This window comes from Yersinia rochesterensis (assembly GCF_003600645.1).
GTDB classification, from domain to species: Bacteria; Pseudomonadota; Gammaproteobacteria; order Enterobacterales; family Enterobacteriaceae; genus Yersinia; species Yersinia rochesterensis.
In genome coordinates, this window is the sequence record NZ_CP032482.1 from 2,999,132 (window position 1) to 3,011,429 (window position 12,298).

Here is a 12,298-nt window from a genome sequence, read left to right on the forward strand (position 1 = left end):
GTTCGGTTTCCTGACTAATCGCCGAAAGCTGCACCTAAATCTGGCGCACGACCTGGTGCAGTTTCACCCGGTGCCCACCAGAACTGTTGGTCGTATTCTTTTTGTGCTCGTTGACGCATACGGCTTAAATACCCAGGTGAAAACTGTTCCTGAATATCGTGGAAAATCATATGGTCTAACGCCGCTTTTGCATACCATAAATTAGCCCCCGGCGTATGACCCTTGATAAAGCGCACTACATTGGCCGCTGTATGCGGGTCTTTACCGTCAATCGCCTTAAATGCCGCGCCTTGCGTCATTTTCACCACTGATTCAATATCACCGGCCAGTGGCCCGCCGATGGAAGCAATAAAGCTATTGCCGCCTTGCGTCTGGTTGGTTAGCAAGAAATCACCATATAAGCCCAACGCGCCCCCTTTCAGAAACGCACCGCCCCAAAACTCCGGTTTGCTCATGTCGCGTGGATCTCTGCCGCTGGCGATCTCGTTAAGCTGGATAGCCATGCCGCCCAATAATGTTGATGCCGCAATGATGGCCGCTGCGTAGGTGCCTTTACCCGCTCCATCTTGTGCCAGCGCACGGTGGGCATGGCGCATCACCATCGCTATAGGGAAACTTTTAAACTGGGTTGCTGACCGCCAGATCTCCCCGCTCCAGGTACCGCGCGTGGTTCCCCGATGCAAGGTCACACGTTCACGCGCTCCCGGTTCGACCACCGCCATTTGTGCTTCGTCCTGCACTACACCTAACAATTTAGTGGCCGCCGTATTCCGTAGTTTCGCGGCGGTGGTAGCAAACTGTTTCGCCAGCGGTGTAAGGGCCGAATCGCTTAACGCCAATATTTCATTGTGGGTAAGCACAGTATCCCCCATGCCGCTAAGGTCGCTGACATCTGCCTTACGCCACACCGCCCAATCCGCCTCGGTCACGCCCATCCCTTGCAGGCGGGTACGGTCTTTAGCATTCAGTTGTGCGAGGCTGGCATGTTTGCGCGTCATACCGCCGATGGTATCCAGCATCACCATGCCGAACGCCTGATTACCGGCGGCGGTCATGGCGTTCAGCCCTGAGGCTCGCAGCACAAAACCGGCGATCTTCTGCGCACTACTGGATAGTGCACCCGAAGTGTCACCCGCTGATCCAAGGGTTTCAGCGCCAAAGCGTTGTAACCCATTAAGATAATAGTTAATGCCTAAGCCCGCGCGGCGAGCGGCTTCTCGTGAAGCTGAATCCGCAGGATTAAGCAGTTTCATTTCTTGGGCGAAAACCTGCATCACCGGTAGGTTATTGACCTTGGCAGTCACCATTAAGTTACCCTGATCGGTAATGGCGGTAATAGCGGCGGAACCGAGTTTAGACGCTACATTAATGCTGCGATAAGTGTCGAATGCCTCTTTAAGCCACGGCGTTTCAGGAATATCGTTTTGTCCGGCCACATCTTTGTATAGCCGCTCAACCCGTAGTATTTCACTTTCTATCTTTTTGGCTTTAGCGGGGTCTGCGTTAACCATAGATTGCTGTGCCATATCCATTTGGGTACGGAATTGCAGATCACTATTTGGCCCCAGCGTTTCGGTTAAGGCGATATCCCGCGCCAATCGGTCAATATGTCCAGTAAGCAGTGCTAGCAGGTCTTTGTCGCCATATTTTTGTTGGGCGAGAATAAAGCTATCAGCATCTTTATAGTGAATAGAGCGGGATTCGCTGCCGTGATTGGCGCGTAAACTACCGCCAGCGAAACGCCCCGGTTCGACTTTATTAATTCCGCCAGTGGCGATGGTTTGGGCGGCATGGGTGAAGAACTCCCTCAACTGAATATCAGACATTCTGCTGCCGTCCTCATTGACATACGAGCGGCGATCGGCCCATTTTACATGGTCGTCGATCCACGCCTCTCTGTTCTTGGCAACTTTAAGCTGTGAATGACTGCGCGGCATGGCCCAAGACTCAAGGCGGCCAATCGCCCCGCCTGCATTGTTAAAGCGCTGGCGTAAAGTTTCGGCAACATCTTTAAACTCTTTGGCGGATTGTTTGGCGGCCGCTATGCCGGATGGCTCGCCGTGGAGTTCTTTGATAACCGCCTTGCTGCTTTCGGGGTCAGACAACAGACTAAGGAATTTGCCTTTAGTGGTATCAATTAACGTTAACATTTGGGAGTAGGCAATATCCCGAATGGCTTTAGCCTGAGATTCAACCGACAACACGCCGCTTTTTTGGTCTGAATCAAAAGCAATCAGCCTGCCAAGCGCATTCACTGGGGTATCGGTAGAACTATCAACATAGTTTTTTACCCGGTCATGGGCCAAAATGGTGAGCGCCGTGCGCCATTTTTTCAACTTGGCTTCGCGGGTTATCTCGTCCGCCGCTGACTTTGCCGCTTCGCGCAGGCGATCGGCTTTGGACATTGCCATCCAGCCGGGGGTATCTTGTGCCAGTCGTTTGTGGTGTTGATTGATTCTATTCTCAATGCCCTTAACTTCCGCCTGAGTAATAGACCGACCTATCGCGTTAACCACTGCTTGAATACATTCTGCTCTCATTGGTTGCCGTGCCTCAGTTCACATTCAATAGCGGCCATAAAACCTTTAGCCTCGTTATTTGCATGGCTGATTGCCTGCTCATCTTCGAGTAACATCTCTTTTGCTGAACGCTGCTGGGTATTACCGCTTTCGTCTTCCACCCTGACCGCAATATCACCCAGTTTTGCCAATACCTGATCGGCGTTATTGATATCGCGCAGAACAGGATCGGCCTCTTGTGTCGCCGTCTCCGCTGTGGTTTTTTCTGGTTGGAAAGTGGCTTCGCTTTCAACTATCGGACGAGAGGCTATTTCTGCGGGCTGCTCGGCAAAGTTGCTGCCGTCGCGGGCAATAAAATGCGCGTCGAATACGCCGTCGATATTCGCCACATCGACAGGTTCACCTCGGTTGAGTTGATCGGTAGCCGCTTCCAACGCCCGTTGGTGAGCAACGTTTGACGGTATGTCAGTGGGTATCCCCGGCGCGGTATGCGGGGCTTTTCACCCCCCTGCAGGAGTATCGCCAATGCTAACCACCACCCCCTTTAACCAAAATCTGGTGCATCTGAATAAAGGCACCTTAAACGATGAGTTGACGGAACACCTTGCCGAACTCGTCAAAGCCGTACGCGAAACAGGTAAAGCCGGTTCCCTTACGCTGACCTTGAAAATCAGCATGTTCAACAAGGCAAACGAGGATGTCGTGAAGATCTCCCCGGTGGTGGCCTGCAAGTTGCCAGAGGGTGAACGTGCCGAAACCATTATGTGGACTACCGCCGATGGCGATTTGTTGCGTAACGACCCGGCGCAGAACTTCACCGAGTTGAAGCAAGTGGAAGGCATCGACAGCCAGCGCCGAACACTACCAGAGCAGGAAGCCGCACCGCTGCGCAAGGTTCAGTAGTACCCAATCCTCCCGGCAAATGCTGGGGTTCTTTTTATCAGGTAGAAGGAAAGAACAATGACCGAAGTTAATTCGTTACTGGCACTCACCACCGCGCAGACTGTGTTGGAGGTGGCGGGAAATCCGCTGGTGCAGGTGCCAGACGGCTATCACGTGCAGGATCTGGAAGATTACTTACCCGCGCCTCGCCGTATGCGCCAGCGAGTTGTTTTGTTGTCTGCCGCCAGCTTTATCGCTTATTGCGTTCGTTTCGCTAACACAGGCACTACTATTCTAGCAAACAGCGAAAGCAACAGTTTACAAGCAGTTATTGACCATGCGGTGACCTCGGCGGCACCAACGTGGAACGACCACCGCGCGAGCTATAGCTGCGAATTGTCGAAAGCGTGGAAGATTTGGCAGAAGTACGACGGCCAGACGCTTAGCCAGGAACAGTTTGCCGAACTGCTGGAAGACCGCGCCGCCGACGTTGTTAACCCAACCGGTGCGGAATTACTGGAAATCGCTACCAAGTTCCAAGTTATCCGTAAAGCGGTCTTCGGTTCCGCTATGCGTCTGGCTACTGGCGAATTCCAGTTCAACTACAGCGATGAGAATGAGAAAGGCACCATCGAGGTACCGGAGCTTATCACCCTCGGTCTGGCTCCGTTCCACAACGGCGAAAGCTACGAAGTACAAGCCCGTCTGCGCTATCGCCTGCGTGAGGGCAAATTAACCTTTACTTTCAAACTTGTTAACCCTGAGCGTGTGGTTGAAGACGCCTTTAACTCTATCGTCGAGAAAGTTAAAGAAGGCGTATCAGTGGCCCACGTTTTAGACGGCTATCCCCTTGATTAGTTTCGTAAGTTAACCCATCCCCGCTCTGTGCGGGGGTGTTTTGACGAGCGGGCGTTGTGCCTGCTGTTCAAAGCACATCAATAGAAGGCGACTTTTATGCCCCAGATACTCTGGCTAGACCTCGAAACCTACAGCGAAACACCCATCCGAAACGGTACCCATGCCTACGCCGCTGATGCAGAGATAATGCTTATCGCATGGGCCATCGACGACGGCCCAGTCAGTGCGCACGAATTTACAGAACCCAAGAATTTACCTATGCCACTGTACACCGCGCTACGTGATAGCGAGACGCTTGTCTACGCCCACAACAGCCAATTCGACCGCACAGTATTGCGTAAACACCTAACGAGTTACAAGTGGCCTCGACTTGTTACGGGCGATGTTACCCGCTGGCGCGATACCATGGTTAAAGCGTTGGCCCACGGCCTGCCGGGTTCGCTGTCTGATTTGTGCGATATTCTCGGGGTAGAACAGGACAAAGCCAAGGACAAAGCAGGTAAGGCGCTGATCCAGTTGTTCTGTAAACCACGCGCTAAAAACTCAGCTATTCGTCGCGCAACTAAGCAAACCCACCCTGAAGAATGGAAACGGTTTGTCGACTATGCGGGCCTTGATATTGAAGCGATGCGCGAAATTGATAAGAAACTGCCCGTCTGGAATTACCAGGGTAATGAGTTGGCACTCTGGCATTTTGATCAGCGCATCAATGACCGTGGCGTACAGATGGACACCGTACTAGCGGAAGCCGCTGTATCCGCGGTTGAGATAGAACAAAAGCGGTTGGCCGTGCGTACGCAAGATTTAACCGATAACGAGGTACAAGCGGCAACACAGCGCGACGTATTGCTTAAACATATCGTTGAAGCCTTTGGCGTAACGCTGCCAGATATGCAGGCCAGCACGATACAAAGGCGGATTAGTGACCCTGATTTGCCGATTGAACTGCGCGAACTGCTGGCAATCCGTTTACAGGCCAGCACCACCAGTACCAGCAAATACAAAACATTACTCAAAGGTGTGAGCAAAGACGGACGCTTACGCGGTACTTTGCAATTCTGCGGAGCCAGCCGCACCGGACGTTGGGCAGGCCGCTTATTTCAACCGCAAAACCTCCCCCGCCCTGTTCTGGATCAGGAAACCATAGACACCGGTATCGAAGCGTTAAAAGCGGGTTGTGCTGACCTGCTATTCGATAACGTAATGGAATTAATCAGTTCAGCTCTGCGCGGTTGCATTGTAGCCCCCAAGGGTAAAAAGCTGGTTGTCTCTGACCTTTCCAATATCGAGGGCCGTGTTTTGGCATGGCTGGCGGGCGAAGAGTGGAAGTTACAGGCTTTCCGCGATTACGACACCATCATTGGCTATGACGAGGAAGGCGAAGCACTGCGCGAAGGGCCAGACCTCTACAAGCTGGCCTATGCCCGAGCATTTAATATATCGCCGGATGATGTCGATAAACTCCAGCGCCAAATCGGTAAGGTGATGGAGTTGGGGCTAGGTTTCGGTGGTGGCGTCGCGGCGTTCCTGACCTTCGCCCTTGTCTACGGGCTTGATCTGGACGAGCTAGCGAAAGCGGCATTACCAAACGTCCCCGCATCAATACAGCGTGAGGCACAAAGTTGGTATCAAGCCTCTGTAAAACAAAAACGCACCTACGGCCTTTCGGAACAGGTATTTATCGCCTGTGATTCATTAAAACGGATGTGGCGAAATGCGCATACAGAAACGGTTTCTTTCTGGAGTGAAATTGAAAATACCGTACGTCGCGCAATCATTAACCCCAAAAAAACGTTTGTTTGTCGCAAGTTGAAGATCCGCCGTGATGGTAGTTGGCTACGAATTCAACTCCCCTCTGGCCGTTCCGTTTGTTATCCCGGTATCCGTATCGAGGGGGATAAAATCAGCTACATGGGCGTCAATACCTACAGCCGTAAATGGCAGCGCCTAAAAACCTACGGCGGTAAGTTAGCAGAAAACGTTACTCAGGCAGCGGCCCGCGATGTGATGGCAAACAACATGCCTTTAATCGAGGCCAGTGGCTACGAAATCACACTAACCGTCCACGATGAAGTATTAACCGAAGCGCCGGACACTGACGCATTCACCTCCGATAAATTAAGCGAACTTCTCGCTACCTGTCCCGAATGGGCTTTAGACCTGCCGCTCTCCGCTGGCGGGTTCGAGGCTTATCACTACCGTAAGGAATAGCGATGCAAATGGAGAGAAACATTCTCGATATGTGCTGCGGCAGCCGCATGTTCTGGTTCGACCGCACCAACCCTAATGTTGTGTTCGGCGATATCCGTAGTGAGTCACACATCCTTTGTGACGGGCGCAGCCTCGAAGTTAAGCCGGATGTATTGCTCGATTTCCGCAATCTGCCATTTAGTGATGAATCATTCAACATGGTTGTATTCGACCCGCCCCACCTGTCCCGCGCGGGTCAAAATGGCTGGCAGCGCAAGAAATACGGCGTACTGAACAGGGATACATGGCGCGATGATTTAGCCGCTGGTTTCCGTGAAGGCTTTCGAGTGCTGCGTCAGCATGGAACGCTGATATTCAAATGGAATGAAACACAGATACCGACCCGCGAGATATTGGCGCTCACTGACCATAAACCGGCGTTTGGCCACCCATCCGGCGCTAGAGCAAAAACTCACTGGATATGCTTTCAGAAGGACTAACCCTATGTCATTTAAAAATCATGACAGCCCGCTCTACTATCGGGCTGCGCGCGAGGCTGCGCAAATTGAACGCGAGGGTGATTACCGGAGGGCCGCCAAGGTCTGGACAAAAGCCGCTCGCACTTCACGTAATCCTCTTAATCAGGAGTGGAGCGAAAACCGTTCAGATTTCTGCATCATGCAGATCGCTCGCGAGAAATTCAAAGAAGGTGCAGCCAATGGCCTACATCCGTGAAGACTCGATAGAAGACAATCTCGTCAAAGAAGTGAAGAAATCCGGAGGGATAGCCTACAAATTCGTTTCCCCCGGCCGCCGTTCAGTACCGGATCGGCTGGTGCTTCTGCCTGATGGCAAGGTGATTTTTGTTGAGTGCAAAGCGCCAGGCGAAAAACCTACTTCGGCCCAACTTAGGGAGCATGAAAAATTACGCGCATTGGGTTTCATCGTGCACGTATTGAATTCTAAAGACCTAGAGGGGATATTGTGAAAAAGTTCATCCCCCACAAATACCAAAACCAAATAATCCTCCACGAAATAGACGCCCCCCGCTCAAATGTTTGGGCAGGTATGGGCATGGGTAAAACCGTGGCGACGCTGACCAGTCTTGAAGATCTGTTTATGTCTGGCAGCGAAACAAAACCGGCGTTAGTTCTCGCGCCGTTGCGGGTTGCCCGCTCCACGTGGCCGGATGAAGTGGATAAGTGGGATCACCTGCGCAATATCGAAATGCAACCGGTGGTCGGTACCGCGCAGGAACGTTTAGCTGCGCTGCGTAACCCTAACGCCAGCGTGTTCACCACAAATTACGACAACCTCGTTTGGCTGATAGAGACGCTCGACGGCGAATGGCCGTTCGGTACGGTTATCGCCGATGAAAGTACCCGCCTTAAATCCTTTCGCCTGCGTAAAGGCGGTAAGCGTGCGGCGGCACTGGCAAAAGTTGCACACAGATCAGGCCGTTGGGTGAACCTCTCAGGTACCCCCGCGCCAAATGGCTTACAGGATTTATGGGGGCAAGCGTGGTTTTTGGATAAAGGCCAGCGGCTAGGCCGGACATTCAGCGCTTTCACTGACCGCTGGTTTAACCGCATCCCGATCGGCACTACCGGTTTTAATAAGATTGAACCGCGAGAGTGTGCGCAGCAGCAAATGCAAGATGCCCTGCGTGATGTGACTATCTCCCTTGATGCTACCGACTGGTTTGATATCGATGAACCTATTCATAGCGTGGTGCGCGTTGGCCTTAGTCCTAAAGCCCGCAGCCAGTATAAAGAAATGGAAAAGGAGATGTTTTTGCAAATTGGCGACCACGATATCGAAGCAATGAACGCAGCGTCTAAAACGATGAAGTGTTTACAGCTTGCCAGCGGCGCTATCTATACCGACGAGGCGGGCAACTGGACGGAGATACACGACGCCAAGCTACAAGCGCTGGAAAGTATCGTTGCGGAGGCCAGTGGTATGCCGGTTCTCGTCGCTTACCATTTCAAAAGCGACCTAGCCCGTTTGTTAAAAGCCTTTCCCAAAGGTCGCCACCTGGACGCAGACCCACAAACCCAGCGCGATTGGAACGCAGGATTAATACCGGTGCTATTCGCCCACCCTGCCAGCGCAGGCCACGGCCTTAATTTGCAAGACGGCGGCAATATTTTGGCGTTCTTCTCCCACTGGTGGGATCTGGAACAGTATCAGCAAATCATTGAGCGTATCGGCCCCACACGGCAAGCACAGGCAGGCCACAAACGCCCGGTATGGATTTACCACATTATCGCCAAAGATACGGTAGACGAGCTGGTAAAAGAACGGCGGGATTCAAAACGTGAAGTACAAGACATCTTACTTGAGGCCATGAAAAAGAGAGGCTTACGATGATTACATGTGAACTGTTAACAATCGCGCGAGTAGAGAGGGTTGTCGGTTATGACCGTACAACCATCTACCTGAGAATCAAAGAAGGGACATTCCCAAAACCCGTTAAAGACGGACGCAACTCTCGTTGGACATCAACGGAGATTCAAGAGTGGATCGATAACCTTATTGCGGAACATAAGAAACAAGCAGGCCAGTAACCCACCTCCCCCAATCCTCCATTAATTCCTTTCTTTCCGGCATATATTCGGCGTGATTGTACGCAGCAGAAACACGGTTCTTTTCAACGTGGGCTAGCTGTCGTTCGATCACGTCATGCCGATACCCCATTTCGTGCAGCCTCGTAGAGGCCGTCGCGCGGAAATCGTGGGTTGTTATCACCGTACGAGCATACCCCAACTGCACAATAGCCCTATTTAAAGTGGATGCCCCCATGTAAGTATTTAGCCTGGTATTAGGGAACAACCAACGCCTATTACCCGTAATTTTCTTCAATTCATTTAACAGGGATATTACTGGAGCCGACAACGGTACTCTATGCATACGCCCCATTTTCATTAATTCCGGGGGGATAACCCATTCCGCATTATCAAAATCAATATGTGACCATTCAGCCGAGCGTAATTCAGCTTGCCTAACAAATACTAGCGGCAAGATTCTTAGTGCTATAATAGTCGTTTGGTTACCGGTGGAGCTATCAAGGCGCAAATAATAATCACGCAACTCATCACCAGTGAGCGGTCTAGAATGTTCGGTTTTAGGAACTATAATAGCCCCCCTTAATGCCGCAGCCGGATCAGAGTCTGCGCGTAATGTCGCCACGCCATAGCAAAAAACAGCAGAGCACCACTGCCGTACTTTAACCGCTACGGATTTAGCACCCCGACTCTCAAGGTCTCTAATTATTTTTAATATATGCGAGGCGTTAATTTCCCTCATGGGCATAGCGCCAATGGCGGGGAAAATATCGTTATACATAAAACCAGTGATCTGATTTTTTGAATTTTTGGCCCAATGCTCCCCTTTTTTATCCAGCCATTCTTTTGCCACTATTTCGAATGTATTGGCGTTCTCAGCTTTTGCGATATCTCGCTCAACTGCTTTGGCTTCCTTGGGGGCTATGCCGTTTTTTACCTGCTCTCTAGCCCACTCACGCTCTCGGCGAGCTTCGGCCAAAGATACTGCAGGATAGCTACCGATAGTGTAGCGACCGTCCTTTGTTGGCGTGATCCAGTAGCGATAACGCCACGTCTTTACACCTGAGGGGCGCACATCCAAATACAGTCCATTACCGTCCTGCAATTGATAGGCTTTTTCTTGAGGTTTCGCATTACGAACTTTGGTATCAGTTAACTTCATGGGGCCACCGGATAACCATTATTTTATCCGGTAGATTGTCCGGTAAATCATTCACTGTCAACCAATGTTGTTAGATGCTAATAAACAAAAAGCCCCGCTATTGTGGGGCTTTATGGAATTTATTCGATGTTAACGGATGTTGTTAAACATTAAAGTTTATTCCGCAGCGAAATGGTTATCCAACAAAGCCTGACAGGAAGGCGGCAATGGCGGTGGTAAGGTTTTACCCGGTTTAGCACTTGGCTGATGGGGCTGGAACCAACTTTCCAATTCTGCGCCACACCCATCACCCGGCGGTGGCGTGTCTTGATCCAGACATTCCAGACTATCTGCCGGGCAACGCAAGCGCACATGCATATGGGCACGATGACCAAACCATGGGCGCACTTTATGCAACCAGGTACGGTCCACTCCGGCATCTAAACAAAGCTGCTTTTTAATCGCCGGATTGACGAAAATACGCGTGACTTCATCATCATTGGCGGCCAGTTTAATCAGGCTTTCAACTTGCGATTGCCATAATGCTGGCACCACTCGTTTACCATCAACAGCTACCAAATCAATAGGTTGCGGTTTTAATAATTGCTGCTGACTCCAGCGCTGTTTCGGCAATTGTAGCCAAATATCCACATCCAGCCCCGACTGATGGCTAGCATGTCCGCTGCTAAAACGCCCACCTGCTGGCATCGCCATATCACCAATCAACACCGTACCAAGCTGATTTTTCTGGGCTTTATCACTCAGCCGATGGATAAAATTCAGCAAATCAGGATGTCCAAAATAACGGCGTTGATCCGGGCGCATCACCTGATAGTCTGCCGATTCTAGCGGCAAAGGCATCGCGCCGATAACACAACCATTGGCAAAACCACCAATTGACTGCGGAGACCCCGCCACCGGGTGGGTAATCTGTTGCCATGGCGTCGCCGCCATAACCGGGCTGATGGCAACCAGTGCCAATAAGCCTGCTATCCATTTTTTCATGGTACTTACCAGCGCGGGACGTCTGAAACCACATCACCGCACTGTGCACGCTGGCGCAGCAGGTGATCCATTAACACAATTGCCATCATCGCTTCTGCAATCGGAACAGCACGAATGCCGACGCAAGGGTCATGGCGGCCACGGGTAATCATCTCAACCGCTTCGCCCTGCCGGTTAATCGTCTGCCCCGGAACCGTGATGCTGGAGGTCGGCTTCAACGCGATATGTGCTACAACTGGCTGTCCGCTGCTGATCCCACCTAGAATGCCGCCCGCATGGTTGCTTTGGAAACCTTGCGGAGTAATTTCATCGCGGTTTTCGCTACCACGTTTAGTGACCACCGCGAAACCATCACCAATTTCCACCCCTTTCACCGCATTGATGCTCATCAGCGCATGAGCTAAATCAGCATCTAAACGGTCAAAAACTGGCTCGCCTAAACCGACCGGGACATGTTCAGCCACCACAGTAATTTTGGCACCAATAGAGTCACCGGCCTTTTTCAGCTCGCGCATCAGGGCATCCAGTGACTCCAATTTGCTCACATCCGGACAGAAGAATGGGTTTTGCTCAACTTGATCCCAGTCAACCACATCACAGCTGATATCACCGATTTGTGCCAAATAGCCGCGTACCTGCACACCAAACTTCTGCGCCAGATATTTTTTCGCAATAGCACCGGCGGCAACGCGCATCGCCGTTTCACGGGCAGAAGAGCGGCCACCACCGCGATAATCGCGTACGCCGTATTTTTGCTCATAAGTGTAATCGGCGTGGCCTGGGCGAAATACATCTTTAATCGCACTGTAATCTTGTGAGCGCTGATCAGTATTTTCAATCATCAAGCCGATACTGGTACCGGTGGTGACACCCTCGAATACACCAGACAAAATGCGCACTTGATCCGGCTCGCGACGTTGAGTGGTATAGCGCGAGGTGCCAGGGCGACGTCGGTCGAGATCCAACTGGATATCAGCCTCGGTGATAGGAATTCCCGGTGGAACACCATCGATAATACATCCCAAGGCGATGCCGTGAGATTCACCAAAAGTGGTGACGCGGAAAAACTGCCCAATACTGTTCCCAGCCATCACGGCTCCTTGAATTCTAATAAGCACTTTGTCAGGCCGGTATTC

General features: G+C 51.5%; 13 protein-coding genes. 8 read left to right on the forward strand and 5 right to left on the reverse strand.

All coding sequences use genetic code 11. The features are described 5' to 3' along the window. Positions 1–14: 14 nt before the first annotated feature. The gene (locus DXZ79_RS13925; RefSeq protein WP_120011346.1) at positions 15–2,540 is read right to left on the reverse strand and encodes a hypothetical protein; all 2,526 of its coding nucleotides are present in this window, start codon (positions 2,538–2,540) and stop codon (positions 15–17) included. Further along, on the reverse strand, positions 2,537–2,908 hold the full coding sequence (locus DXZ79_RS13930) for a hypothetical protein (RefSeq protein WP_162928749.1): 372 nt from the start codon (positions 2,906–2,908) through the stop codon (positions 2,537–2,539). The genes DXZ79_RS13925 and DXZ79_RS13930 overlap by 4 nt, the downstream gene beginning before the upstream one ends. Positions 2,909–3,044: 136 nt before the next feature. Here DXZ79_RS13930 and DXZ79_RS13935 point away from each other — a divergent pair, with 136 nt between their 5' ends. The 8 genes from DXZ79_RS13935 (at position 3,045) to DXZ79_RS13970 (ending at position 9,019) form a co-directional block, all read left to right on the forward strand. Next, on the forward strand, positions 3,045–3,422 hold the full coding sequence (locus tag DXZ79_RS13935; RefSeq protein ID WP_120011348.1) for a hypothetical protein: 378 nt from the start codon (positions 3,045–3,047) through the stop codon (positions 3,420–3,422). A gap of 57 nt (positions 3,423–3,479) precedes the next feature. Next, positions 3,480–4,259, forward strand: a complete 780-nt coding sequence (locus tag DXZ79_RS13940; RefSeq protein ID WP_120011349.1) for a DUF2303 family protein — start codon at positions 3,480–3,482, stop codon at positions 4,257–4,259. A gap of 96 nt (positions 4,260–4,355) precedes the next feature. Then, entirely contained in the window at positions 4,356–6,470 is a 2,115-nt protein-coding gene (locus tag DXZ79_RS13945) for a DNA polymerase (protein WP_120011350.1), read from the forward strand. A gap of 8 nt (positions 6,471–6,478) precedes the next feature. Next, a complete protein-coding gene (locus tag DXZ79_RS13950) occupies positions 6,479–6,949 on the forward strand; it encodes a class I SAM-dependent methyltransferase (protein WP_120011635.1) in 471 nt (156 codons plus the stop codon). 4 nt (positions 6,950–6,953) lie between these two features. Continuing rightward, the gene (locus DXZ79_RS13955) at positions 6,954–7,184 is read left to right on the forward strand and encodes an ANR family transcriptional regulator (RefSeq protein ID WP_099529450.1); all 231 of its coding nucleotides are present in this window, start codon (positions 6,954–6,956) and stop codon (positions 7,182–7,184) included. Beyond that, the gene (locus tag DXZ79_RS13960; protein WP_120011351.1) at positions 7,168–7,437 is read left to right on the forward strand and encodes a PDDEXK family nuclease; all 270 of its coding nucleotides are present in this window, start codon (positions 7,168–7,170) and stop codon (positions 7,435–7,437) included. Before DXZ79_RS13955 ends, DXZ79_RS13960 begins: the two co-directional genes overlap by 17 nt. Further along, complete coding sequence (locus DXZ79_RS13965) at positions 7,431–8,822, forward strand: DEAD/DEAH box helicase (protein ID WP_120011352.1); 1,392 nt, start codon at positions 7,431–7,433, stop codon at positions 8,820–8,822. The genes DXZ79_RS13960 and DXZ79_RS13965 overlap by 7 nt, the downstream gene beginning before the upstream one ends. Continuing rightward, entirely contained in the window at positions 8,819–9,019 is a 201-nt protein-coding gene (locus DXZ79_RS13970) for a helix-turn-helix transcriptional regulator (protein WP_072089565.1), read from the forward strand. Before DXZ79_RS13965 ends, DXZ79_RS13970 begins: the two co-directional genes overlap by 4 nt. On the opposite strand, the gene DXZ79_RS13975 is transcribed toward DXZ79_RS13970, so the two are convergent. The 3 genes from DXZ79_RS13975 to aroC form a co-directional block, all read right to left on the reverse strand. Next, positions 8,985–10,178, reverse strand: a complete 1,194-nt coding sequence (locus DXZ79_RS13975; protein ID WP_120011353.1) for a tyrosine-type recombinase/integrase — start codon at positions 10,176–10,178, stop codon at positions 8,985–8,987. The two genes, DXZ79_RS13970 and DXZ79_RS13975, sit on opposite strands and share 35 nt — an antisense overlap. 156 nt (positions 10,179–10,334) lie before the next feature. Beyond that, the gene (mepA, locus tag DXZ79_RS13980; protein ID WP_038631704.1) at positions 10,335–11,162 is read right to left on the reverse strand and encodes a penicillin-insensitive murein endopeptidase; all 828 of its coding nucleotides are present in this window, start codon (positions 11,160–11,162) and stop codon (positions 10,335–10,337) included. Positions 11,163–11,167: 5 nt separating this feature from the next. Further along, positions 11,168–12,253, reverse strand: coding sequence for a chorismate synthase (gene aroC, locus DXZ79_RS13985; protein ID WP_038631702.1), 1,086 nt, complete (start codon positions 12,251–12,253; stop codon positions 11,168–11,170). Positions 12,254–12,298: the final 45 nt, after the last annotated feature.